This is a genomic window from Bacillus oleivorans (genome assembly GCF_900207585.1).
Lineage (GTDB): Bacteria > Bacillota > Bacilli > Bacillales > JC228 > Bacillus_BF > Bacillus_BF oleivorans.
On record NZ_OAOP01000004.1, the window covers coordinates 346,081 to 370,635 of the forward strand.

General features: G+C 38.1%; 24 protein-coding genes. 3 read left to right on the plus strand and 21 right to left on the minus strand.

The window, feature by feature from the left end; translation table 11 throughout:
* Positions 1 to 136: 136 nt before the first annotated feature.
* The 10 genes from CRO56_RS11230 to CRO56_RS11275 form a co-directional block, all read right to left on the minus strand.
* Positions 137 to 805, minus strand: coding sequence for a L,D-transpeptidase family protein (locus CRO56_RS11230; protein ID WP_097158718.1), 669 nt, complete (start codon positions 803 to 805; stop codon positions 137 to 139).
* Positions 806 to 1,016: 211 nt separating this feature from the next.
* Positions 1,017 to 1,130: a YjcZ family sporulation protein gene (locus tag CRO56_RS11235; RefSeq protein WP_097158719.1), complete on the minus strand. Its 114-nt coding sequence runs from the start codon at positions 1,128 to 1,130 to the stop codon at positions 1,017 to 1,019.
* A 274-nt stretch (positions 1,131 to 1,404) separates the two neighbouring features.
* Positions 1,405 to 3,063 carry an SLC13 family permease gene (locus tag CRO56_RS11240; protein WP_097158720.1) on the minus strand — a complete coding sequence of 553 codons (1,659 nt, stop codon included), beginning with the start codon at positions 3,061 to 3,063 and terminating at the stop codon, positions 1,405 to 1,407.
* 3 nt (positions 3,064 to 3,066) lie between these two features.
* The gene (locus CRO56_RS11245; RefSeq protein WP_097158721.1) at positions 3,067 to 3,429 is read right to left on the minus strand and encodes a DUF779 domain-containing protein; all 363 of its coding nucleotides are present in this window, start codon (positions 3,427 to 3,429) and stop codon (positions 3,067 to 3,069) included.
* Between the two features lie 61 nt (positions 3,430 to 3,490).
* Positions 3,491 to 5,011 carry an aldehyde dehydrogenase gene (adh, locus tag CRO56_RS11250; protein WP_097158722.1) on the minus strand — a complete coding sequence of 507 codons (1,521 nt, stop codon included), beginning with the start codon at positions 5,009 to 5,011 and terminating at the stop codon, positions 3,491 to 3,493.
* 207 nt (positions 5,012 to 5,218) lie between these two features.
* Positions 5,219 to 5,947 (minus strand): alpha/beta fold hydrolase, encoded by a 729-nt coding sequence (locus CRO56_RS11255; RefSeq protein ID WP_097158723.1) that lies wholly within the window; start codon positions 5,945 to 5,947, stop codon positions 5,219 to 5,221.
* Positions 5,948 to 6,164: 217 nt separating this feature from the next.
* Positions 6,165 to 7,232, minus strand: coding sequence for a hypothetical protein (locus CRO56_RS11260; RefSeq protein WP_097158724.1), 1,068 nt, complete (start codon positions 7,230 to 7,232; stop codon positions 6,165 to 6,167).
* 353 nt (positions 7,233 to 7,585) lie between these two features.
* A complete protein-coding gene (locus CRO56_RS11265) occupies positions 7,586 to 8,992 on the minus strand; it encodes an MDR family MFS transporter (protein ID WP_097158725.1) in 1,407 nt (468 codons plus the stop codon).
* Positions 8,993 to 9,183: 191 nt separating this feature from the next.
* Positions 9,184 to 10,278, minus strand: a complete 1,095-nt coding sequence (locus tag CRO56_RS11270; RefSeq protein WP_097158726.1) for a sensor histidine kinase — start codon at positions 10,276 to 10,278, stop codon at positions 9,184 to 9,186.
* 1 nt (position 10,279) lies between these two features.
* A complete protein-coding gene (locus CRO56_RS11275; RefSeq protein ID WP_097158727.1) occupies positions 10,280 to 10,966 on the minus strand; it encodes a response regulator transcription factor in 687 nt (228 codons plus the stop codon).
* Positions 10,967 to 11,179: 213 nt separating this feature from the next.
* Here CRO56_RS11275 and CRO56_RS11280 point away from each other — a divergent pair, with 213 nt between their 5' ends.
* Together CRO56_RS11280 and CRO56_RS11285 are read left to right on the plus strand one after the other, a co-directional pair.
* Positions 11,180 to 12,187 (plus strand): DJ-1/PfpI family protein, encoded by a 1,008-nt coding sequence (locus CRO56_RS11280; protein WP_097158728.1) that lies wholly within the window; start codon positions 11,180 to 11,182, stop codon positions 12,185 to 12,187.
* 18 nt (positions 12,188 to 12,205) lie between these two features.
* Positions 12,206 to 12,820, plus strand: coding sequence for a DUF2306 domain-containing protein (locus tag CRO56_RS11285; RefSeq protein ID WP_097158729.1), 615 nt, complete (start codon positions 12,206 to 12,208; stop codon positions 12,818 to 12,820).
* 75 nt (positions 12,821 to 12,895) lie between these two features.
* Here the strand turns inward: CRO56_RS11285 and CRO56_RS11290 are convergent, their stop codons facing one another.
* From CRO56_RS11290 to CRO56_RS11335, 10 genes are all read right to left on the minus strand, one after another.
* Positions 12,896 to 13,579 carry an ABC transporter permease gene (locus CRO56_RS11290; protein WP_097158730.1) on the minus strand — a complete coding sequence of 228 codons (684 nt, stop codon included), beginning with the start codon at positions 13,577 to 13,579 and terminating at the stop codon, positions 12,896 to 12,898.
* Positions 13,572 to 14,495, minus strand: coding sequence for an ABC transporter ATP-binding protein (locus tag CRO56_RS11295; protein ID WP_097158731.1), 924 nt, complete (start codon positions 14,493 to 14,495; stop codon positions 13,572 to 13,574). Before CRO56_RS11295 ends, CRO56_RS11290 begins: the two co-directional genes overlap by 8 nt.
* Before the next feature lie 112 nt (positions 14,496 to 14,607).
* On the minus strand, positions 14,608 to 15,543 hold the full coding sequence (locus tag CRO56_RS11300) for a sensor histidine kinase (protein WP_097158732.1): 936 nt from the start codon (positions 15,541 to 15,543) through the stop codon (positions 14,608 to 14,610).
* A 4-nt stretch (positions 15,544 to 15,547) separates the two neighbouring features.
* Positions 15,548 to 16,243, minus strand: coding sequence for a response regulator transcription factor (locus CRO56_RS11305; protein WP_097158733.1), 696 nt, complete (start codon positions 16,241 to 16,243; stop codon positions 15,548 to 15,550).
* A 433-nt stretch (positions 16,244 to 16,676) separates the two neighbouring features.
* Complete coding sequence (locus CRO56_RS11310) at positions 16,677 to 18,395, minus strand: thiamine pyrophosphate-binding protein (protein ID WP_097158734.1); 1,719 nt, start codon at positions 18,393 to 18,395, stop codon at positions 16,677 to 16,679.
* Between the two features lie 166 nt (positions 18,396 to 18,561).
* Positions 18,562 to 19,401, minus strand: a complete 840-nt coding sequence (locus CRO56_RS11315) for a VOC family protein (RefSeq protein ID WP_097158735.1) — start codon at positions 19,399 to 19,401, stop codon at positions 18,562 to 18,564.
* 27 nt (positions 19,402 to 19,428) lie between these two features.
* Positions 19,429 to 20,937, minus strand: coding sequence for a tripartite tricarboxylate transporter permease (locus CRO56_RS11320; RefSeq protein WP_097158736.1), 1,509 nt, complete (start codon positions 20,935 to 20,937; stop codon positions 19,429 to 19,431).
* A 64-nt stretch (positions 20,938 to 21,001) separates the two neighbouring features.
* Positions 21,002 to 21,487 carry a tripartite tricarboxylate transporter TctB family protein gene (locus CRO56_RS11325; protein WP_097158737.1) on the minus strand — a complete coding sequence of 162 codons (486 nt, stop codon included), beginning with the start codon at positions 21,485 to 21,487 and terminating at the stop codon, positions 21,002 to 21,004.
* A 65-nt stretch (positions 21,488 to 21,552) separates the two neighbouring features.
* A complete protein-coding gene (locus CRO56_RS11330) occupies positions 21,553 to 22,557 on the minus strand; it encodes a tripartite tricarboxylate transporter substrate binding protein (RefSeq protein WP_179714258.1) in 1,005 nt (334 codons plus the stop codon).
* 28 nt (positions 22,558 to 22,585) lie between these two features.
* Positions 22,586 to 23,011 carry a DUF6917 domain-containing protein gene (locus CRO56_RS11335; RefSeq protein ID WP_097158739.1) on the minus strand — a complete coding sequence of 142 codons (426 nt, stop codon included), beginning with the start codon at positions 23,009 to 23,011 and terminating at the stop codon, positions 22,586 to 22,588.
* Between the two features lie 225 nt (positions 23,012 to 23,236).
* Here CRO56_RS11335 and CRO56_RS11340 point away from each other — a divergent pair, with 225 nt between their 5' ends.
* The gene (locus CRO56_RS11340) at positions 23,237 to 23,770 is read left to right on the plus strand and encodes a helix-turn-helix domain-containing protein (RefSeq protein WP_097158740.1); all 534 of its coding nucleotides are present in this window, start codon (positions 23,237 to 23,239) and stop codon (positions 23,768 to 23,770) included.
* Between the two features lie 589 nt (positions 23,771 to 24,359).
* Here the strand turns inward: CRO56_RS11340 and CRO56_RS23410 are convergent.
* The gene (locus CRO56_RS23410) at positions 24,360 to 24,485 is read right to left on the minus strand and encodes a hypothetical protein (RefSeq protein WP_281257302.1); all 126 of its coding nucleotides are present in this window, start codon (positions 24,483 to 24,485) and stop codon (positions 24,360 to 24,362) included.
* Positions 24,486 to 24,555: the final 70 nt, after the last annotated feature.

The window sequence follows — 24,555 nt, forward strand, 5'->3', positions numbered from 1 at the left end:
TCTCTCCCCTCAGAACCTAGTTCGTATTACGAAATACTTCTATAGATATATGCGTGATTCCTGCAGGGAATCTCAGAGCTTGCACTAAAAAGGGACTTAGGACCGAAAATTATGTCCTAAAGCCCCCGCTATTTTATTACTCTAACAGTCCTAATAGGATATATTCACGAATCATTACTCCGCCCGTTATAGGCAACTGATTCATTTTTTGAAACCTTTTCACTGCCTTTTCTGTTTCTTCATCATATATCCCATTAATCCTTCCGTAATACAAGCCCAATCCCTTTAATCTTTCTTGCACTAACAGAACTAAATTCCCTTTTGATCCGAGGGACAGGTTTTTGAATTCTCCTTTTCCCCTGCCTGTCACAGGACCATAGATATGGACAATTGTCCCTTCCGGAATGAGATTGAACAAGTCCTCCACATCTTCGTTACGCATACGAATACAGCCGCTGCTTACATTTTTTCCAATTAGCTGCGGTTTATTGGTACCATGTATACCATATTGGCCCCAAGGAACATTTAATCCTAACCATCTAGTTCCAAAGCCGCCTCCCCAGGAACTTGATTTGCCAGTTACCTTAAAAATCCCAATAGGAGTTGGATTATCCTCTGTCCCTGAAGAAATCGGATATCGGCGGATGACTAGGTCATTTTGGATGACAAAGAGTTCATTTGACCACAGATCGACTTTTATTTGAACTAATGCCTGACTTTCCGCATTGGCCCAAGTACTGGCGGAAAAAGCTATGAATATAAAAATGACGACAGCAACTAATGTTCTTATTTTACCAAGATACATAACACGTCCTTCTTTCTTACTAACTGATTAAAATCAAACAATATATAAAAAATCTGTCCTTACAAGAATCTGCTAAAACAAAAGATTTAATTCGATTAATTTTATTTTTTACGTTTTTTCATCGACGCCAAAAAGTTCCAGTATTGAGGAAACTTGCTGAAAATAATGGCAAATAAAAAAAGGGGTATCCCCCTTTTAAAAACTATCCATATTAGCAACCGCAAACGAATGCCGCACCTACAATAATCAACAGGATGAATAAAACAACGAGCAGGGCAAAACCTCCGCCGTAACCATATCCAGCCCCAGCAACCCCATCACTCATTTTTGGACACCTCCCTATATATTTGTGATTAGTCTATGTAACAACCCAATAAATCGAAATGGGTAAATACCTATTTCTAGGCATTTTGGGCACATTTTAAAAATGGACTAACTCTACTCGCAGAAATATTTTGCCAAAAGTAAAACACCTACTCACAAAAGTAGGTGTCATTAGGGTGTACATGTTAAAGGAGGTGATATATCTACCATATGATATGGAACAGACATCCAGTAAGTGCCAGTAATAACCTAAAAATTTTGTTTTTAAATCAGCTTTACTTAAAGGCATCTGGAAAAACTTGAATATCGATTCCAAAAGCAAGCGGCATTAAATAGTAAGCCGTTAAAGTTACTAAAACAATACCTACCATATTTAAGTAAAATCCTGCTTTGGCCATATCCGGAATTCGCAAGTAACCTGAACCAAATACAACCGCGTTTGGCGGAGTTGCTACAGGCAGCATAAAGGCACAGGATGCCGCCAGACCAGCGGCTACCATCAATGCAAGCGGATGAACATCCACTGCTAAGGCAAGTGCTGCCATGATCGGATACATCATCGTTGCAGTTGCTGTATTCGATGTAATCTCAGTTAAGAAAATAACTAGCGTAGTAATGACAATTACTACGACTAAGAGTCCCACCCCTTGTAATGCAGTCAGCTGAGTACCAATCCACTCTGATAAGCCAGAAGAGGTGAATCCAGCTGCGATGGCGAGACCGCCGCCAAACAATAATAGAATTCCCCATGGAAGTTTGACTGCACTTTCCCAATTTAACAAATGATCTGCTTTTATAGTTCTTGTCGGAATTAGGAATAAAATGATTGCTGCTAAGATGGCGATAATCGCATCATTCATTCCTGGGAGAATATGGTCTATGATAAACGTTCGTGATATCCAAGCAAAAGCTGCAATAATGAATACCGTAAATACCATTTTTTCCTCGTATGAAGCCGTACCTAATTTTTTCTTTTCTTCATCAATAATTCCTCTTCCTCCCGGAAGTTCTTTATACTTCATCGGAAAAGCCACTTTTACCAGGTAGAACCAAGATACAAAAATAAATATCCAAGCAAATGGAACCCCAAAGATCATCCATTGTGCAAATGAGATTTCAACCCCATACATCTCATTGATCGTTCCAGCTAATATCGCATTTGGCGGTGTTCCGATTAATGTAGCCATTCCGCCGATTGAAGCCGCATATGCAATCCCAAGCATTAAAGCTTTCCCAAATCCAAAGTTTTCTTTTGAAATATCAGCATTAGGATTATCTTTTAATGCATCTGAGACTTGATAGATAATGGCCAAGCCAATCGGTACCATCATCATCGCTGTTGCCGTATTGGATATCCACATGGATACGAAGCCTGTCGCAACCATAAAACCGAGAATAATTCGATCCGTATTTGTTCCCATTACAGAAATAATATTGATGGCAATCCGTTTATGCAAATTCCATCTTTCCATTGCTATGGCAATCATGAACCCGCCCATAAAGAGAAAGACTGTATCATTACCGTAAGAGGAAGTGGTTGACCCAATGTCCATTCCGCCTGTTAAAGGGAATAAAATAATCGGCAATAGCGCCGTGGCAGGGATGGGAATAGCTTCTGTCATCCACCATACAGCCATCCAAATAGTACTCGCTAATATAGCACGTCCTTCCACTGATAGTCCTTCGGGAGAGAAAAATAGTAAGGTTAACAAAAATAAAAAAGGTCCTGACATTAGGCCAGCCAGTTGAACAGGTGTATAGCTTCTTTTATGATTTCCGCCATTTCCATTTCCGCTGCTGCCTGCATTCGTTAAACTGGAAGACTTTTTCCCAATCTCCCCTTCTTGTTCCTGGAATGGCTTCACAAAAAAACGAAACATGTCTTTTACTTGATCATGTTTCTCCCATAACCAATTCCATGTTCCGGTTATCATTTTTCAACCCCCTAATTGAAGCTCTTTTCTTTCGACCTCAGTAAACACTCGTGACCTAGTCAAAAATCGCTTGCCTTCTGGTCCTTCGAGAGAAAACATGCCGCCTCTCCCATCTACAACATCGATGATAAGCTGTGTATGCTTCCAATATTCATATTGATCTTTGGACATATAAAACGGAGTATCTCCTAGTTCTCCTAATAAGACATCGGATTCACCGATACGGAATTCATCTCGCGGATAGCACATGGGAGAACTGCCATCACAGCAGCCGCCAGATTGATGAAACATCAACGGCCCATGAATGGTCTTTAATTTATTGATAAGAGCAAGTGCCTCATCCGTCGCCTTAACACGTTCTACCATTGTATGCCTCCTTCTTTAAATTTTGGAAAGGAGCTATCCCGCTTGAGATAGCCCCTGTTTATTAAAATAACCCTATTGCATTTTCACTGTAGCTGATCAGTAAGTTCTTCGTTTGTTGATAATGCTCGAGCATCATTAAATGTGTTTCTCTGCCAATTCCTGATTTTTTATATCCGCCAAACGCAGCATGTGCAGGATACTGATGGTAGCAATTTGTCCATACACGCCCTGCTTGAATTCCTCGGCCAAAACGGTAAGCCGTATTAATATCTCTTGTCCAGACCCCTGCTCCTAATCCATATAACGTATCATTCGCCATTTCTAACGCTTCTTCCTTATCCTTGAACGTCGTTACTGATAATACCGGTCCAAAAATTTCTTCTTGGAAGATTCGCATCTTGTTATGTCCTTTGAAGATCGTCGGCTGTACATAAAATCCGTTCGCAAGCTCGCCTTCGAGTTTATTGACGTTCCCGCCAATTAATACTTCTGCTCCTTCTTGCTTGCCAATATCGAGATAAGAAGTGATTTTTTCCATCTGCTCTTGGGAAGCTTGAGCACCCATCATCGTTTCGGTATCGAGCGGATGACCAATTTTAATTTGTTTCACGCGCTCAATGGCCCGGTCCATAAAAGCATCATAAATATCTTCATGAATGAAGGCACGTGATGGACATGTACATACTTCACCTTGGTTTAAGGCGAACATCACTAGTCCTTCGACCGCTTTATCTAAAAAGGCATCATCTTGTTCCATCACATCTTTGAAGAAAATATTCGGCGATTTTCCGCCAAGCTCCAATGTCACCGGAATAATATTTTCAGAAGCGTATTGCATAATTAAACGGCCAGTCGTCGTTTCACCTGTAAAGGCAATTTTGGCAATGCCGCTATTTTGCGCGAGCGGCTTCCCTGCTTCAACACCAAATCCATTCACTACATTGACAACTCCTGGCGGCAATAAATCTTGAATTAATTCAAGTAACACATGAATGGAAGCTGGGGTTTGCTCAGCTGGTTTTAAGACGACACAGTTACCGGCTGCAAGAGCAGGAGCAAGCTTCCACGTTGCCATTAATAAAGGGAAATTCCACGGAATAATTTGCCCTACGACTCCAAGTGGCTCATGGAAATGATAGGCCACAGTATCATTGTCAATTTGACTGATTTTGCCTTCTTGAGCACGAATCACCCCAGCAAAATAACGGAAATGATCGATGGCAAGCGGCAGATCGGCTGCCAGTGTTTCGCGTACTGCTTTCCCATTGTCCCAGGTTTCGGCAACTGCAAGCATTTCTTTGTTTTTTTCCATACGGTCGGCAATTAGGTTTAAAATACGTGCTCGTTCCGCAACGGACGTTTTGCCCCATGTATCCTTTGCGGCATGAGCAGCGTCCACTGCGAGCTGAACATCTTCTTTCGTGCTTCTCGCAATCTCACAAAATACCTCGCCATTGACAGGGCTAATATTTTTAAAATACATGCCTTGAACTGGTGGACAATACTCCCCGCCAATGAAATTGTCATACCGCTCCTTAAATGTTACGAGGGAACCTTCAGTATTTGGATTTTTGTACCTCATCAATTTCTCCTCCTTCTATCGCAAACGCTTACAATAAAAATATGATAAAAAATCATGAAGTAGTCCTATTAATTTAAATTAGTCCCCGATATTCATTACTTTTCAATTGATAAACATCATTAAGTGAGCTGACAGTAGCATTCATAATCATCCAGTTAAAGGACAAGCAAAATGTGTTATTTCTGCTTTTTTAAATAATTAAGCTAATTAATGTTGGATTTCTAATTGAGTCAAAAACGTTTCAAGTGCAAGCCGCAGTTCGTTTGGTTTACTAAGCATTGGCAAATGCCCTGCGTCCAGGACTTCAACATTTTGCGGGACGAGATTGACGATCATTCTATTTTGCATGGTCGGATGAAGTTCATTGTCCTTCATTAATTTCACATAAAGTTTTGATACATTTGGCACTTGAACTCCCACCCGTTCGGTATACAACTGAATCGACTCCGGAACAAATCCGCTTACGATAGCTGCTGCCTGCTCGGATGTAAGATCATTACAAAGCCCCTTGCGAATGGCTGCCTCAGGCGGTTTTGTACCAAAGATACGGATTAGAACACCCATCAATAGACGTCTAGCCAATGGATATACAGAAAAAAAGGACCTTCCCTGATCTGGGATTACTGCACCGATAGCCACCATCCCAACCAGACGCTCTGACATCTCATGAGCCACTTTAAGTGCAAGGACACCGCCAAGCGAGTGTGCGACAATAACAAATCTTTTCACCTCCCACCCTTCAATCTGCCGTTTGATCGACACAGTATAGTCTTGAAGAGTCAGATTTTTTCTCTCATTTTGCTGCGGAAAATCAATGAGTAAAAAAGGATACTTAAGCCCCGCTGTAACCTGTTCCCAAATTCGGCTGTCCAAACCCGCACCATGAATAAAAACAAGACCGACCTGTTTATTGCCCTTCTTATCAAGGTTATTCATCATTTTTTCCTCCCTGGATCCTTTGAATTGCAAATGGCCATACTATGCACTTTATTGTAAAAAAACTTCCCTGACAGGAATGGTCAGTGAGTTTTTTCTTTTTAAAATGGATTGAGCCGAAAAACGGCCACTATACACCTCCCTTAATATTGGCTATGAAACGATTTTTTGATGATTGTTATTTCGAGTTACTTTAGTAAAAATAAAATGGGATTAATCATGTGAGCTGATAGTAGGCCGTAGCTTGACTAATAGATCCTTGTACAAGTTCTACTACAATCGGACCTTTAATAAAGCTGTTATGATCAGATTTATCACGTAACATGATGAAATGTGTGCATAAGATTTGATTGTCTTTTTTAATCATATTCATAGGGTCATAGCCGTAAATTTGGTAGTTGCCCACTTTTTTAATATGAGGCTTTTTGAAAAAATCATCAAATGCTTGGGTCTTACTGGTCATATATTGCTGGTATGTAACATCGATTTGAGGGTCAGCATTCATATCCATATAAACTAGGTTGCCTGTTTCGATTTGTTTTTCAGCCAGTTTAAAAACAGTTTCTGTTGTTTCCCCGATCTTATGGTTATAAGGAATCCCTAAATCATCTAAAACTAAACATAGAACGGTCCCGATATAATAGGACATCCTTCTAATATCGAATAGGGTGATAGAGGGATTGGAAAGGATATGTAAAAATTTATCCATTCTTTCTTCAAATAATGTGGGCGAGAGATGTCTTAGTGTCTTCGTTCCCATATATTCAGCCATTCCCTCTGCCGTTTCGGTTAAATATTCAGATTGAATCATGTCACCGATTATGGTTTCCCGCTTCTTCCGGATTACGATAAACTGCCGGAAAAGCTCTGCCTTTTTATCTTTGCCCCTCTCTTTGTAAGCTTCTACTAGAAGCTTATTTTCATGGAACTTCAATTGATAGTTTTCCAGGTTGTTCGGATAATCCAGCATTATTAAGTTGTTGGGAAAGCGAGTTTCCTGATTCTCATATTGGAAGGCATGGAACATTTCATGGACGATATTGGCAGCCAATACAAGAGGGTTCTCCAGATTTGGATTCTCTACTTTCCATATGGCAATGAATTCCCCATTATATTGGATACTCGTATTTCCAATGAAACTCGATTCATATGGAATCACACGGTCCTCAAAATAAATCTCCTGGTCGTTATATAAGGCAAATGTAAAATTTGAAAAGCCTGGCCAGAGTTCGTTAAATGAGATATCTTTTAAAGCATGAAAAACGTTTGCATATAACTCCCTCATTTCATACCCCTCCCATTTCTATTTTTCGCAAAGATTAACCCCTCGGCTTTCATGCGGTAAATTCGACAAGAATGATCCATGACTCACTTGGATTGTCATAATCATTTTTTTCGGACATACAATCCGTTATTTTCACAAAAACGGGCATTTTGGAAAATTATAGGACATACGTTCCGTTATTTGCTGTGAATCATACAAAAATTGCATGTTTTTACTTAAATAAAGGAACCAGTGTCCTCTAATTCTGAAAATCGGCGATTTTGGCTCAGATAACGGAACCTATGTCCTTTAGCCAAGCCACTATGATTAGTACGACCTGCAAGTGTTGAGTTACCTATGAAATAAAGCTAAAATCAATGCCTATACTGCTCCGTCTGACGATTTGGAATCATAAATGTCACAAGCAAACTGATGACACTAATAATGGCGGCTATTACAAAAACAAAGTGTAATCCATTGGCTATCGCAGCTGTTTCATTCGCTTGATTCAGGTTATGCGAATGGATAACTAAATTTAGGGCCGCACCAAATATAGCGACACCGATCGTTTGGCCCAATGTCCGCAGTAATGTATTCAAGGAACCTGCAGCCCCTCGATTATTTTTTTGTACGGAAGATTGAGTCACAACTGTAAAAATAGTAGATGTGAAGCCAAAGCCTAAACCGATTACCAGAATGATGAGAGCAATGATCCATATGGATGTTTCAGGAGTGATTAGCGTTAATAAGAAAGAGCCGAGTGCAATTAAACTTCCTCCTAAAATAACCACATTTTTCGTGCCAAACCGTGACATCAATCGTGAGCACAGCATCGCACCAACTGGCCACCCTAAGCTCAGCGGCATAATGGTAAATCCAGCTGAGGTTGCCCCCATTCCCAGTACATTTTGTGTCCATAATGGCAAATAAGCCGTTAATCCAATTAAAATCACACTTGTTAAAAAGGCTCCAGCGGTGGATATTGAAACATCCTTAATCTGGAATAACTTCAATGGCATCATTGGCTCAGGATGCTTCCATTGAATCAAGAAAAATACAACAAAGAAAACCAAGGCCGTCCCAAACAAACCAATCAGCTGTCCATGGCTTAATGCAATGCCAGTACCTTCTTCGTTGTTCATCGAAAGCAGCGCAAATAATAAGGCAGTAATGGCAATCGTAAAAGTAACCGCTCCGCCATAATCGATTTGTCTCTTCTTTTTTTCCAAATTCTCTTTAAAATGCTTTCCAATCATCCACATCGAAACTAAGCCAAATGGAAGATTGATAAAAAAGATCCAGCGCCAAGTGAAAAAGTCAACAAGAAAACCGCCGGCTAAAGGACCGAATATACCAGCAATTGCCCACACTGAACTCACTAAACCCTGTATTTTCGCTCTCTGTTCAAAATTATAAACATCCGCAATAATCGTAAAGGTGACAGGGTTAATCGCTCCTGCACCCAATCCCTGAATCGCCCGGAAAAAGATAAGCTGCCCCATGTTTTGTGAGAGACCGCAAGCAATCGACCCAATCAAAAACAGGGTAACCCCAATCATAAAAATCTTTTTTCGGCCAAATAAATCCGAAAGTTTCCCCCAAATTGGAGTCGATACAGATGTCGTCAGTAAATAGATGGCGAAAACCCAGCTCATCAGTGTGAATCCGCCCAAGCTGTCCACAATTTGCGGCATGGCAGTACTGATGATGGTTACTTCGATGGCTGCTAAGAAGGTTGTTATTAATAAAGAAAGCGTAATTTTTCGTAATCCTGTTTGCATTGGTTTCTCCCGTATTTCTAAAACTAATGTTTCTTAAGTAGTAAATGTGTGAGCTTATGCCTCACTCCTCCATAATGTATTAGAAATCCTATTTAATCAATACTCCCCTTTCTTTGGTATTTTGGTAACTGACTTAAAGAATATAATCTTTTTATAATTGTAGAAAAAGTTGGTACTGCCAATGGTATAAGTCAATCTTGTGAAACAAGAGAACCGTCCCCACGTTTCAAAGGTATCCAACCTTTCAGGAAGGCACCACCGTCTGGATGATTACCTGCAACAAGGTCACCTCCGTGTTGCCGAATGATTCTTCGTGAAATAGTCAACCCTAACCCAGCTCCTCCAGTTGAACGATTTCTCGATTCTTCACCACGATAGAGTGGTTCAAAAACGCGTTGGAGCTCCTCCGAAGAGAAACCCTCCCCAGTGTCTCGAACTGAAAAGGTTACTTTGTTACCATCCTTATAGCATTCAACAAAAATCTTACCATCATAAGGTGTATGTCTGACCGCATTATCCAATATATTGTTTATGGCTCGCTCCAATAAGTGTGAATCGCCAAAGATCACGCAATCATCTTCCATATGGTTCACGATGATTGATATATACTTTTGCCGAGCAAGCGGATTCAGGCTATCCATCGACTTCTGTAATACGAGTGGAAGGTTAACAGTGTTTTCTTTAAGTTCCATCTCCATATATTCAGTTTTTGTAAATGTAAAAAGGTCCTCTACAAGCATGTCCAATTGGGCTGTCTTCTCCTTACAAACCGCCAAATACTTTGCAGTTTTTTCAGGTGAATGAGCTATGCCTTGCTCAAGGCCCTCCAAATAACCTCGTAAAGCGAATAAAGGTGTTCGTAAATCATGGGCGACAGCAGCAATTACAAATCGTCGCTCTTCTTCCATTTCCACTTGTTTTTGCGTGGATTTTTTTAGACTATCTACCATAACTTTAAATCCGCCACACACTTCGTTAATTTCTGTGATGCGTGACACAGGTAATGGGACGTCCAAATCTCCTTTTGCGATTTGTCGAACCACTCTGCTCATTTTCTCAAGAGGCTTGAGAATCAGCCTGCGCATCTCATATGCGACAATAAAAAAAGCCAGCAATAGTCCAGTGATGGCCGCAATGTGCTGAACGACTTGAGGATTAGAATCGTTTATGTCGAAACTGAGCGTATTGGTTTCAATCAGCTGTGCTGTTACGAAAAATAACCACGGCATTAAGGGGATAAAAAATATGCTCAGAATGGTAAACGTACGAATGCGAATAGTTTTCATTTTATTCTCCTTTAAAGCGATAGCCTATACCCCATACGTTGACGATTAATTGCGGATTATTCGGGTCGGATTCAATTTTTTCGCGAAGCCGGCTAAGATGAACTCGAATAGTGTGTTTGTCTCCAACTCCGTCCCAAAATTTTTCAAGCAAATGATCATATGAAAAAACATATCCTGGATGCTCAGTAAACAATCGCAGCAATTCATATTCTTTCGGTGTAAGTGAAATGTTTTTCCCATCCACAAACACTTCTCTCGTAGACAGGTTCAGCTTCAGCCGCCCATAATCTAGGATCTTGCTATTGAACCCCTGCTGAAAACTGGAACGTCGTAACACAGCTTTCACTCTGGCAACAATTTCTCCTGGTGAAGCTGTTTTGACTATATAATCATCTCCTCCAAGTGCGAGACCGCGAATTTTATCTACATCATCACTGCGTGCACTCAAAAAAAGGATAGGTACGTTGCTTTCCATCCGAATCTGCCGGCATAACTCGAAACCGTTCTGTCCCGGCATCATGATGTCTAGGATGATACAATCAATTGTACCCTGCTGAAGTACCCCGAGAGCCTGGGTGGTGTCATTAGCGGTTTTCACATGAAAACCGTCATTCTCCAAGAAGTCCTTCAATAGTTCGACTATGCTTTTGTCATCGTCCACGACTAGAATCGTATGTGATTCCTTCACGAAAATCCCACCTCTCCGTTGTTAACTGACCCTAAAAAAAACGTGTCTACCTGAATTAATTTAAGTCTATCACTTTTTCAATCTGCAACAAGCTTAGGTATACGTTTTGTGATGGATTGTGATGGTTTTGTGACTTTTTTATACCTTCCTTCGAGACATTCAATTGTTAATCTTTCATTGTAGAACGATCGGGTTGATCAAGGAGGAAAATTTATGAATATTCAAATTGTATTGTTTGATGGATTTGATTTATTAGACGCTATTGCTCCTTACGAAGTGTTTACTGCTGCTGCGATGTACTCAGACGAGGCAATAACCGTGAAACTTGTGTCTGCTGAAGGTAAACGAATGGTGTCAAGTGGAGTAAATCAGCTAAAGCTTCAAGCAAGCGGAAATCTCGAGTTAACCTGTAAAGGAATCATTCTTGTTCCGGGAGCATCTGGTTCTGTTGATTATAATGGACCAGATTCTGTACCAGTAAAATTAAAACAAGCAGCTGAGACAGAATTAAGTAACCTGCTAAGAGAAGCAATTAAGAAACCGGACATCTTGCTTTCCACAGTATGTGGCGGTTCCCTCATTTTAGCAATGGCTGGTTTATTAGAAGGCCGCCATGCGGTTACACATCATATGGGAATGGGACTCTTGGGTGCCACAAATGCTATTCCAGTCCATGCCCGCATCGTTGAGGATGGAAATCTCGTCACTAGTGGCGGCGTTACTTCGGGGCTCGATCTTGCCCTTTACCTAGTTGAACGAGAATTAGGTCCACGTATCGCACATGCGGTGGAACAATTGTTTGAGTATGAACGCAGGGGTACGGTTTGGAAAGCTGTAGGAAATACACCTAAAGCAAGCCAGCAAGAAGAAGATATAAGTAAAACGGCAAGTGACCACGCAATTAATCAAACTGCTGACAAGGTTCATTTTCAAGGGAAATGGGATACCATCATTTCCACTCCCATTGGGAAACTATCCGTTTTATTTGATTTATCATCTAAGGATGGACGAATAGTAGGAGCAGCAAGGCAAGGAGAGGAAATTGTCCCTTTAGAAAATCCCGAACTAGAGGGGAATCAATTAAAATGGTCCATGAAGGTTACGAAACCCATGCGTCTTACATTAAAATTTAACGTTTGGATAGATGGAAACAACATATATGGTGAAGCAAAAGCTGGGATGCTTCCTGCGTCTAAATTAATGGGACATCGTATTTCTTAAAACAAGGAGATAGGTAGAATGAAAAAAATCATTGGGGGAACTATTATACTCATCTCGATCATGTGGGTATTTCATACACTTTCAAAGAATTTTATGGTTGATCCCACTTTCGAAAAATTTATTGCTAGAAAGGATCAAATTCTAACAGATAAATCCCTATGGGTTTTAATGATTCGAATTCATATTTTGCTGGCCATCATTGCGCTTCTCACAGGCCCTTTAGGAGTAATTAAAAGAATACGAGTGAAATCTAAAAAGTTTCACCGTTGGAATGGCCGATTGTATGTCTTGTCTATCCTATTAAACTTCATTCCCGGAATCTATGTCTCATTCTTTGCAACAGGAGGATTGCCAAGTACAATAGGATTTCTTGTTTTAAATACATTATGGCTTGGAACAACGATTCTTGGTTATGTAAATATCAAAAGACAAAAAATAATCTTACATAGTCAATGGATGATTCGAAGCTTCTTTTTTTCCTTTGCGAATATGACTATTTATATAATTGTGGCTATCACACTTAATGTAATGGATTTTTCTTACGGATATTCCTACACGATTGCTGTCTGGTTATGCTGGCCACTAAATCTGCTTATAGCAGAATTAATAATTAGGAAAAAAATATTCTTATAGAGAAACGGTTTATATAACTAACGTACAAAAGACAATTTTTCTAAAGAAAAATTGCCTTTTGTACATTTATAATTTCTATAAAGCCTCCCCAACCCTATCAATCATCTTCACTGACAAGAAAATATTAACCGCCCCCAGCAAACAAAGCACACTTAACACTAACTCTTCATTCCATTGCAATATATAAGTAAAGTTTAATACCTGCATAATGATAATCCCGAAAATAACGGTTGTGACGGTTGCTCTGCGGATGATTCCAAAATAAAACATAGGAATTAAACCGACAAGTATCGTGGCTGCTGAATAGAAGATTGCATGAATAAAATACACATAAATCTGCTCTGCGGTAGGAGAACCCTTTATAATGCCAAAAGCTGCATCAGCTGAAAAGGTGATTACCCCCGATATAATAAATGAGACCATTTGAACAACAAACATCATAGCCGCTATGAACAGGATTTTAGCGATGAAGAGTTTTTGTCTATTAATTGGGTAGCTGAATCCAAGCGTAATTGTTTTGTTTTTATACTCCTCAATGATGACCTGGTTGATCAGTGAGGCTGCGAATGTGATATATGCCATTTGGGTTGAGAGATTAATAAGTTCTATGGCCATGTCATAACTTTCACCGAAGATTGGATGGACTACTTTTATAAAGAAGATAGGGAGTACGGCCATAATTACATAATAGGTTGTTATTTCACTGATAAAGTTTTTTCGTTTCAGTTTTCTTAGTTCGAGTAGCATTAATTTAGACAAGAACTCCACCTCCATTAATTTGTTGATAAAAGTAATCCTCTAATGAACTGCTGTGCTTGTGAATTTCCTCGATATCGACACCGTGTAGAATTAGTTCTTTAGAAATTTCACTTTGTGATAATCGGAAGTCATAGATCCGAATCCGGTTATCTTCGACTATTTTAAAATTCGAAATCTGTAGTTCCTGTTCGAGGACATAGACTGCGTGATTCATATTGTTTGGGACGAGTTCAATATAATCAGACTTTTGCTTGTGAATATCAGCAATGGACACTTCGTCAATCAGTTTTCCCTCATTAATAACTCCAATTCTGTCTGCCATTTGTTCAATCTCACCCAAAATGTGACTAGAAATAAGAAAGGTAATTCCGTATTGCTTGTTCAGCATTTTAAATAAATCACGGATTTCTTTAATCCCGATTGGATCCAGCCCATTCGTTGGTTCATCTAAAATAATCAGCTCAGGCTTGGTGATAATTGCTCTGGCAATGCCGAGGCGCTGTTTCATTCCAAGAGAGAAGCTTTTGACTGGCTTGTCTTCGATATTTTTTAAATGAACGAGATCAAATGCCAGGTCAATTGCTGCTTCATCATAGAAGCCTAGATATTCACAATGCAGCTTCATGTTTTCTCTAGCGTTTAAATGTTCATAAAAAATCGGGTATTCAATTATACTACCGACTCTCTTCAAGAGATCCTTTGTATTTTCGGTCAATTTTTTGCCAAACATCTCAATTTCGCCGCTCGTGGGCTTAATTATAGTGGTCAAAAGCCGTAAAATCGTGGTTTTCCCTGCTCCATTCTGTCCTAAAAATCCGTATATCTCTCCCTTTTTAATATGGAGATTAATATCGGATACCAGTTCCTTCCCTTTCACCCTTTTCGTTAAGTGATGGGTTCTCACGATATATTCCATTATTTTCACCCTTTCAATGCTTCTACGGGTAGTATATAAACCAAAGTTATCTTTTTTCTTTCTTAAATCTTAAGAAATTCTTAAGTTAAAAAAGGCCGCCCGATTGACGACCTTAATAAGAGATTTTCCTGAATTTGCAGGTAAACACAGTTTTTATGTATGGCTTGCTCTCGGCCCGAATCGTCCCTCTCATTGCTTCAACCAGCCGTTTCGTAATGCTAAGTCCAAGGCCGCTTCCTTGAAATGCTTGGTTCCGCGCATCATCTAAGGTATATAAGCGTTCAAAAACTCGTTCCTGGTCGATTTCAGAAATGCCTCTGCCTTTATCCCATACTTCCACCGCAATGTTATTTCCACTTTCACGAAGAGTTATTCCGATTACATGGCCATCGTTTCCGTAAGAGATGGCATTCGAAATTAAATTACTTAGGACCCGGTTTAAGGCTTGTTCGTTTCCGAGAATATACAAAGGCTCCTCTGGAATCTCAACTTCGACCTGAAGCTTTTTCGCTTGCAGCAGTCCATAGAAATCGAGGACATTTTTACGGCATACTTCATTGATATGGACGCGGTCTAACGGCAAAATGGAGTCCCCCGATTCTAACCGGACGAGGTCAAAAAACTGATTGATTAAAGAGATGACGCTGGTTGTTTTCCGATAGAGATTCGCAACCGTCTCTTTCCGTTCTTCCTCTGACATAGTCTCATCGATTTTCAATTTTTCGACATACCCTAATATCACTGTTAATGGCGTCTTCAAATCATGGGACATATTCGCCAGCATTTTTTGCAGCTCTAGCTTTGTTTTTGCATAATCGGCAATGATTTTTTGGTTATAATCGAGCAGCCGGTTAATCTGAATCAGAAACTGTTGGATAACAGTGTAATCGGTTTGTAAGAGCAGCTTTTCACTCGTCTCCTGATCAATAATTTCCGCGAGCTTCGCCTGAATATCGAACAGGTCCTTTTTTAATTTTCGCTTTGAATTGAATTGAACTAGAACGATCCATAGTAAAATAACAATAATAAAGATAAACACTGGTTCCATTCTGTTAATCTCCTATTTTATAGCCGATTCCCCAAATGGTTTGTATATACTTGGGAGCCGATGGGTCATCTTCTATTTTTTCACGGAGTCTTCGAATATGAACATTAATCACATTTTCATCACCATAATAGTCATCTTCCCAGATAAACTTATAGATTTGATCTTTCGTAAAGACCCGGCTTGGATTGGTCATGAAAAGCTTTAATATTTGAAATTCCTTTGCCGTCAACTTGATTACTTGCCCCTTTTTGCTGGCTGTAAAGGTGCCTAAATCTAAGGTGATATCTTTAAACTGAAGGCTATTTTCCGTGATTTTTTCTGCTGGAGGAGCATACTGGGTTACACGGCGAATCGCAGCCTGGACACGAGCTGTCAGTTCAATCATCGAAAACGGCTTGCTGATATAGTCATCCGCGCCAAATCCTAACCCTAGTGCCTTATCCAAATCACTGGTTTTTGCCGAAATAATGAGCACTGGAACAACGCTCGCATCTCTCACAATCTTTAAGAATTCCATACCGTTCCGCTTCGGGAGCATGAGGTCCAGCAGAACTAACTCTACCTCCTCCCGCTTAAAAACAGCCTCCGCTTCTTCACCATCGGATGCTGTGAAAACGGTGAAGCCTTCTTGCTTTAGATGGTTTTGAACGAGAACACGGATTTCCTCATCGTCCTCGACTAACAGTATTCTGTGTCGCACTGAATCACGTCCTCATTATGTACAAGTCTATTATATTAAAATAGGATTCTTTCTTACGCTAGGATATTCTAAGGGGCATATAGTTATTGGGACTGTCGATGGTTCTATGTTATTCATTTTATCGTATGGTCTGAGAAAAAAGATGAATGATTTTAAATAAATTTGTACCTTATTAATCTTATTTTATAGTTTCTAAATATTTTAATGCTTAATTATCCTTTTATGGATGGTATGACCTGTAGCGATTCTAAATATTTTCAAAAAAAAAGCACCTACGTCACGTTTACGTAGATACTCCATTTTTAAGTATTCGTTACTTGTTTATAGGTAAATTTTAACCCTTTTATTGAGGATTGTATCAACAAACGTACTGCAAAGGAGACTATGAGCTTATAAGAATTTAAATTAGCTGCTACTCCAAATCTATTGATTATTAGTAAGTTAAAGCCTCTCTATCCTTTGCATCAATCTTACTATCGGCTCTCCAATTAGTTACTGGAGGAATGATATCTGTAATTCGTTCTATTATAATATCCAAAAATACAGGTGAATTCTGATGAATGGCCCATTTTATGCCCGCCTCTAACTCCTCATTGCTAGAGATTTTCAAACTTTTAATGCCAAACCCTTCCGCAATTTTCGCACCATCAATTTGCTTAAAATCAACGGCAATATAACGTTCATTATAATATAGTTGGTGAAGCTTCTTAATCCAACCATAACTATCGTTTTGGAGAAGAATAAACACAATTGGCAAATTTAGTCTGCTTACGGTTTCCAACTCCCCTGCAGACATTGCAAAACTGCCATCACCAAACAACGAAAATACTTTCGAATTAGGGCTTGCAAACTGGGCACCTATGGATGCGGATAGGGCATACCCTAAATTCCCGTGACCTCGATCAAATACAACTCTTCTTCCAGGATTCTTAATTCTAAAATGGGCTGCCATATATGGATTTTGCGTGCCAGCGTCAACAACAAACAGTGAATTTTTTTCTGTATGCTTATCCAACAGATCAATGATTTTCGCTGGATTAACAAGATTCGTTTCCTTTTCCACTTCTTTTGCTGCAGATTCAAATTTCTCTTGCACAACTGATTGATGCCATTTATTCCACTCAGTGTAATCCAACTTATTGTGACCTTTATTTATCATTTTCAAATACAGTTCATTTAAAAAGGATTTAATGTCACTCATAATGGCTAAATCTGTTTTTATATTTAAGTCAAGCATATCCTCGCTAATGTCCACTTGAACAACAGTCGGGAAATTACTAAAAATTCGTTTGGCAACGGTTGTTACATTGTTTAATTTCGATCCAAGTACTAAAACGAAATCTGCTTCCTTTACCACGTTATTCGTTTCATCTGTACCTCCATTTACACCGATAACGCCAATCGAATATGGAGATCTTTCATCAATACTCCCCTTCCCATTAATAGAAGTTCCTACAGGGATTGAAAAATTAACTGCAATCTGTTCAAGTTCTTTATAGGCACCTGATAAATGTACACCTCCACCAGCAAGAATAATCGGCCTTGAAGATTTTGATAATAATTCATATACTTTTTCAACTTCTTCTAGAGGAGGAGCACTTTTTAATTGTTTTTGATTGGCAGGGGATAGATCTTCATCTGTAAAAGGATAATCATGTTCATGAATATCCTCTGGAATTGAAATGTGGACAGCTCCAGGTCTTCCAGCCGTTGCAACTCTAAACGCTTTTCTTATCATTTGAGGAACTTTAGATGAAAGTTTTATCTGTGTATTCCATTTTGTTATAGACTTTGTCAGTTCCACTTGTTTAAGCTCTGTTAATGCACCCGTATCCTCACTGCTTAGCGGTACATCTGATGAAAAACAGATAATAGGTATTGATGAAGATGTTGCTTCACTTAAACCTGGTAAAGCATAAAGCAATCCTCCTCCACTAGGTACATCTACGATACCAGGTTTTCCGGATACTCTTGCATATGTGTCTGCCATATAGGCAGCATGACGTTCATCTCGACAAGAGATATATTTAATTTGCTCGCTATGTTTTTCAAACGCATTATGAAATATCATACTTGTATCTCCTGGTACACCAAACACTACTTCTACATCATTTGCAATTAACAATTTCACTATAGCATCGGCTGTTCTCATGATAAAACTCCTCTCCTTTTTTAAAATTATGTTAGGTTATACATACACCGGTTTCGCATAATTTTTATTAATATTTTTACAGTAATTAAATTTTTTAAGTAATACTTCAATTATTATCCAAAGAAAAAAGCCCTATGACTTTTATATATCTCTCTATTACTAAAAATCAGGTACCACCTAATAGTTGAATACTTTGTTGAGTTTCAATCTGATAACTTCCTCCAAAAAGTTCAAACGATTCCTTTTTTATATCTCTTATTAAGGTTACTTTAAATGGCTTTTCCCCATGTTCTATTAGTACTTTAGAAACAATGCCATCATCCATTGGGCTGCTTAAAACAATATTTCCCCCATTCAGGAATAATGTTCGGCATTTTGCTTGTAATTTATTATCAATATATGTTCCCCCCATTTGTAAATTGAACAATTCAGCCCAATTTTCAACCGTTTTTTCAAGATCTTTAACTGCAATCGTTATATGTGAAAATTTTGTTCTGTAAGAATGTTTACCAATGATACCTTTTTCCACCAAATTCCTGATTCTATCGTTGTCACTTTCATCCCACTGAATGAAATATGGAAAATTTGGTCCATCATTTGTATCTCCTACGAATAAAAGCTTCCATCTACTAACACTTCCATCAGGAGTAACCCGGCTTAATGGAACTGGTCCTATTACTTCTAAACCTTTGTTTTCAAAATATGCAGCAGTTTTTTGGATGTCATGAGTTCGAACAATAAACCTGATAAATCCTTCCGTGAAACCATTTTTTATAATAGATTCCATTAAGCTAAATTTTGGATGATTCATCAATCTTAATTTTTTCTTGTCAGATGCAGAAATAAATTCTATATAACTTAGATCAAAATGACACAATGCATTGTAAGTAGGACGGTTCTGATGATGTCCCCCGTCCACTGCATGTATCCCTTTTTCCTTTAGAACAGTAATCACTTTTTTTGGATCCTCTACATAATGAACAATATGGTCAAAGCTAAAGTACATAAATAAATGTCTCCGTTCTTATAACAATTACTTAACTAATTCGTTTTTTTCATCATGCAAAACATTTTTGTTAGTCTTATATTGTCGATATATAATTACAACAAAAAAGAGAATTGTAGCTAATAATAATGTAAGGCTAATAGGACTGGAGAAAAATATGGCATATCCACTTTCTGAGCGAATCAGTGCGGTACGAAATGATCTTTCAATTATCGGACCTAAAATAAAAGCCAAAGCCATAGGAGCTACGGAGTAACCAAACTTCTCCATGAAGTAACCAATAACTCCAAAAAATAAGGCAACCCCCATGTGATAAATAGATGCTTCAGGCGCATATGCTCCAAGAAAGGAAAAAATAGCAATTATAGGCAATAATACTGTTTTCTTTAACATTGCCAATTTCGAAATTATACGTGCTGAAGATAAACCGATAGTCAATTGAAATATCATGGCAATAAACAAGCCAATATAGATGATATAAATTAGATTTAAATGATTCTGAAAAAGGAGTGGTCCTGGTTCTATACCTTGAATAATAAAAGCTCCTAATAAAACTGCGGTAACAGCATCTCCTGGTATACCGAGTGTAAGAGCAGGAATTAATGCGCCCCCCACTACCGCACTATTAGCCGCTTCTGAGGCTGCTACACCTTCTATCCTTCCTTTTCCAAATTCATCTGGATTTTTCGAACTCCTCTTTGCTTCACCATAAGAAACAAATGCTGCAATATTTGCACCCGCACCCGGCAGCGCACCTATAAAACTTCCGATTAATCCGGATTTAGCAAATACCCACTTTAATGCCTTCATTTCTTTAATGGTTGGTCTTATTCTATTGATCTTATTAGGCATACTTTTAATTTGTGAATCAGGCTTTTCTAGCATTCTAAAAACCTCGGATACTGCAAATAAACCAATAACAACTGGAAGAAAAGGTAAGCCAATAACTAATTGAGGAATGTCAAAAGTAAATCTCGGAAAAGGACTGATTGCATCTATTCCTACCGTTGCCAACAATAATCCTAAAAGCCCGGAGATCATTCCTTTCATTACAGATTTGCCTGTAACTGTGAATATAATGGTGAGCCCAAACACCCCTAATGCAAAATATTCTGCTGAACTAAATTTTAAAGCAAAATTTGAAATTAGCGGTGACATCATAATCATGATAATGACACTAATACATCCCCCGAGAAAGGAAGCAGTTGCCGCAATACCTAATGCTCTTCCACTCTCTCCTTTTTGTGTTAGAGGGTAACCATCAAAAGAAGTTGCAACAGCTGCAGGAGTCCCTGGAGCTCTTATTAAAATTGCAGTAATTGCCCCTCCATACATTCCACCCACATAAATCCCAAGTAACAATAACAGAGCAGGTTCAGGTGACAGCATAAATGTAAATGGCAGTAGCAGTGAAATAGCTAATGTAGCAGTTAATCCCGGAATTGCCCCAACTACGATCCCTGCTGCCACCCCTACAAAAATAAAAAATATATTTAAAGGTTGAAGAACTGACATAAATACATTTAAAACTTCCAACCTTTCATCACCACTCTTTCTATTTCATTTACTTTTCAATTTTAATGTGAAATGTGAAAAATAATTAAAAGAAAAATACTCCTCTAGGTAATCCAACATTCAGTAAACTTTTAAACAGAAAATAGGCTATTGAGACTGTGATTAATGCTTGAATAGAAATAATCGATAACTTTTTTAAATTCATACCCTGATGCATAATGACTGATAAAATAACAAATAACAAAAAAACACTGATAACGAATCCAAGTGTATTGAATAAGACAACAAATCCGAGGAAAGACATTATTCCTATAAGAGGCTTTATAAAATTTAATATTCTTGCAAAGCTCAGTTCGATCTTAGAGTCTTTTTCGGGGTTTTCTTTTCTTTTTTTAGGGATCATTAATATGATTGAAGAAATAATGATTAGAATGATCAATATTCGCGGCCAAAAAGCTGTCCCTACATCATGGCTGCTGCTGGTTTTTTCGGGGAAGTGAAATGTCTCGATAAAAAATACTATAGAAAATAGGATAATTACTGTACTAGGAATAACATTATTTAATCTCATATTTTCACCTCCAAGGTTAGTAAAATTAGAAGCACCTCTTGGTGCTTCTATAATAGTGAGAAAAATTACTGTTCTATTTCAAATTTACTTACTGCATTTTCTACTGTTGGATACAATTCTTCAATATACGTTAATGACTCTTCTGAATTTAAATACCGCTGATCAATGTTTGCTTCAGTACCCCATTCCTGAAATTCTGGGTTATCAAAAGCTTTCTTCCCTGCTTCTTTAAGTTTCTCTAGGATAGAATCTGGTGTTCCCTTTGGTACAGCAATAGCTCTAAAACTCTCATACTTAACATCGTATCCTAACTCCTTAAACGTAGGAACATCCGGAAATGCTTCAATCCTTTCATCTGTTAAGCTAGCTAAAGCAACTAAGGTTCCTTCTTCAATATGAGAGATGGATGCTGTAGGTGACGTGATAATTGCATCTAGATGTTTACCAAGTAATTCTGTGTTTTGATCAGCAGATCCATTAAATGGTACAAAGTTAAATGCATCTTCCAAGCCTGTTGCCTCTGCCATTAACACTCCCGCTTGGTGCCATAGGCCGAATTCACCGTTAACTCCTATTGTTAATTGTTTCCCAGATGATTTTTTCTTCTCACCTTCAGCGAGAAAATCTTCTATTCCTTGGTATCCGTAATCACTATGAGTAATTAACAACATACCTTGGATGGTAAACATATTAATTAGCTCGAAATCTTTATATGAGGTAGTACTTGTACCGAGTGCTTCATTTGTAAGAATATCAAAAGTCATCAATGACATATTGTAGCCGTCCGCGGGTTTTGTAGCAGACTCAGCCCAACCAACGGCACCATTACCGCCAGTAACATTTCTTACATTAATGTCTTCTCCAAGTTCTTCTGAAACATATTGTATATAACCACGGAATGCAATATCTGATCCGCTTCCTGCGCTCCACGGAACAATTGCATCTATCGCTTTTGTAGGATAATCAGATGCATCTGAATTTGAACTAGTTGAATTACAGCCTGCTAAAATGATAAATAATATAGAAACAACAACAAAAAAATTGAATTTCTTTACCACGGAAGCGAACAAGCCAATTCCCCCTTATAAAATTATTTAATTACCTGGTTAAAAAAGATACTTCATCCATTACTTTGAATCCTAATTCCAGACCTGTTCTCTGTTCCTTTAGATTGATAATCATATTTATATGGTTTGGCATATGGGTTTCATCGTAGCCTAATACAGAACCTATAATTTTTTCATTAACCTTTAACTTGTCTGATTTTTGAATAATCCCACCACTTGTTACTTCAAAAAATCCTAAATATGCAATGGAGTTAATAGTACTGTTCTGACTAGATGTTTCCTCAGTAGCAATTAATTCAATAATGTCCCATTTTTTAAATGCCCTTGTAGGCTGTGGGATTAACTGAAGCCCTCTGTTTTCTAGATAACAATCCATAACTGCAACAAGCTTTCCTGAAACCATTCTCCGTTCTTGATAAATATTGGAGGGAATCATTCCTGCCTTGTATGGGTCCATATACACCACCTTCTCATGATTTTTAAAATCTTTTAATAAGTCTGACAATTAAGTTGAGTAAATTTTATTCTATTGTTTTTCAATAGTCAATAAAATTTTAAACATTGGATTAAAAAATTTAAGTGTCACTTCAATAAATTAACGAATATTTAATCTATAGCTTTTCATTAGAGTTAAAAAAGAGTAATATTTTAATTGGTATTATTTCGAAAAAGGAGAGTATCTATGGATGATATTGGTAAGGTTATTAGAAATCTTCGAAAAGAAAGGGGGGTTACATTAAAGCAGGTTTCTGAGAAAACTGGACTTTCTATAAGTTTTTTATCCCAAGTTGAGCGTGGTAAGTCTTCCGTAACACTGCAATCTATTTCAAAAATCTCAGATGCTCTTGAAGTTAGCAGGAGTTATTTTTTTAACGATCACAAAAATAAAAACAAAATTTATCGCAGAAGTGATCATGAATTTAATTTCCATAACTCTAATTTTGTTTATGAAGGACTTTCAGGAAATGTAAAAAATCAAGTTTTTGAGCCAATGTTGGTTTTACTGTTACCAAATAAGGAAAATGTTCAAACATCAACTCATCAAGGGCAAGAATTTATCTATGTTTTAGAGGGGACTTTGACTGTATTAATCGAGGATGAAATAATGGAACTTGAACCTGGAGATAGTTTTCATATTGATTCTACTACACCACATACATGGTATAACGCTACTTCTGAACCAGTAAAACTTTTATATGTTTATTCACGCTTGTGAACTCGAAGACAATATTCCCAGGGTAAACTGCGTAAGGGTATCCAAATCTGGTGTTATCTTTAAGTGATGAAAGCTTTCTTGTTTCTTTTCTGGGGGAGGAGTATGGCATTGTAAGGGTGAAGAACGAATCAACTTTTTCTCTCCTATAACACGCTCTTTCGCTTCAACATCAAATAACTTAAAGGCGATAATCCCCTCCTGTAACTATCATCAATGATATTTAAATAAGAAATGGTGAACATCAGGAAACCAAAAACATATGCAGTGATGTCGTTAACGGTTTGAAACCATTCTTGTTATTCTAGGTCCATTGTTAGCTGTTTCCATCGACAGGTGAGGCTCCTGTCCTGGAGAAAGGTTGTGATTGGTAACTATACATTTTTTTGAAAATGATTATGAAAATTCCAGTTAGTTCCGAAAGAAATATGTTTGAATATTGCACTGCATTCCATCCTGGTAGCAGAGGGGTTTTTTGAATGTTATTATAAACAAATTTATGAAAATGGCTGGTAAACAAATATTTTAGTACACCATAATAGCACTTTGTTGTGCCGCCTCTGTTTTTTTTGGTTAACCACAATTATTCATTCTATGTACGTCCAATCGCCGAAGTCATCAAAACAAATCTGCCAACTACCTGTGGATAATAGACTGTTTTTTTCGGTCCGCTGCTGATGCTAAACGTATTAAAATTAACCGGAATCGTATTGGGCATATTCATCTAACTCATTGTATTCTTGGATGGAGGTATTGTGAGCTTAAGTCAAAGTTTAACTGTAATTGTT

Bases quoted from the DNA above. Each gene is read 5' to 3' on its own strand.
- CRO56_RS11230 (WP_097158718.1), bottom strand. From the start codon at position 805: ATGTATCTTGGTAAAATAAGAACATTAGTTGCTGTCGTCATTTTTATA.
- CRO56_RS11235 (WP_097158719.1), bottom strand. From the start codon at position 1,130: ATGAGTGATGGGGTTGCTGGGGCTGGATATGGTTACGGCGGAGGTTTT.
- CRO56_RS11240 (WP_097158720.1), bottom strand. From the start codon at position 3,063: ATGATAACCGGAACATGGAATTGGTTATGGGAGAAACATGATCAAGTA.
- CRO56_RS11245 (WP_097158721.1), bottom strand. From the start codon at position 3,429: ATGGTAGAACGTGTTAAGGCGACGGATGAGGCACTTGCTCTTATCAAT.
- adh (WP_097158722.1), bottom strand. From the start codon at position 5,011: ATGAGGTACAAAAATCCAAATACTGAAGGTTCCCTCGTAACATTTAAG.
- CRO56_RS11255 (WP_097158723.1), bottom strand. From the start codon at position 5,947: ATGAATAACCTTGATAAGAAGGGCAATAAACAGGTCGGTCTTGTTTTT.
- CRO56_RS11260 (WP_097158724.1), bottom strand. From the start codon at position 7,232: ATGAGGGAGTTATATGCAAACGTTTTTCATGCTTTAAAAGATATCTCA.
- CRO56_RS11265 (WP_097158725.1), bottom strand. From the start codon at position 8,992: ATGCAAACAGGATTACGAAAAATTACGCTTTCTTTATTAATAACAACC.
- CRO56_RS11270 (WP_097158726.1), bottom strand. From the start codon at position 10,278: ATGAAAACTATTCGCATTCGTACGTTTACCATTCTGAGCATATTTTTT.
- CRO56_RS11280 (WP_097158728.1), top strand. From the start codon at position 11,180: ATGAATATTCAAATTGTATTGTTTGATGGATTTGATTTATTAGACGCT.
- CRO56_RS11285 (WP_097158729.1), top strand. From the start codon at position 12,206: ATGAAAAAAATCATTGGGGGAACTATTATACTCATCTCGATCATGTGG.
- CRO56_RS11295 (WP_097158731.1), bottom strand. From the start codon at position 14,495: ATGGAATATATCGTGAGAACCCATCACTTAACGAAAAGGGTGAAAGGG.
- CRO56_RS11300 (WP_097158732.1), bottom strand. From the start codon at position 15,543: ATGGAACCAGTGTTTATCTTTATTATTGTTATTTTACTATGGATCGTT.
- CRO56_RS11310 (WP_097158734.1), bottom strand. From the start codon at position 18,395: ATGAGAACAGCCGATGCTATAGTGAAATTGTTAATTGCAAATGATGTA.
- CRO56_RS11315 (WP_097158735.1), bottom strand. From the start codon at position 19,401: ATGTACTTTAGCTTTGACCATATTGTTCATTATGTAGAGGATCCAAAA.
- CRO56_RS11325 (WP_097158737.1), bottom strand. From the start codon at position 21,487: ATGAGATTAAATAATGTTATTCCTAGTACAGTAATTATCCTATTTTCT.
- CRO56_RS11335 (WP_097158739.1), bottom strand. From the start codon at position 23,011: ATGGACCCATACAAGGCAGGAATGATTCCCTCCAATATTTATCAAGAA.
- CRO56_RS11340 (WP_097158740.1), top strand. From the start codon at position 23,237: ATGGATGATATTGGTAAGGTTATTAGAAATCTTCGAAAAGAAAGGGGG.
- CRO56_RS23410 (WP_281257302.1), bottom strand. From the start codon at position 24,485: ATGCCCAATACGATTCCGGTTAATTTTAATACGTTTAGCATCAGCAGC.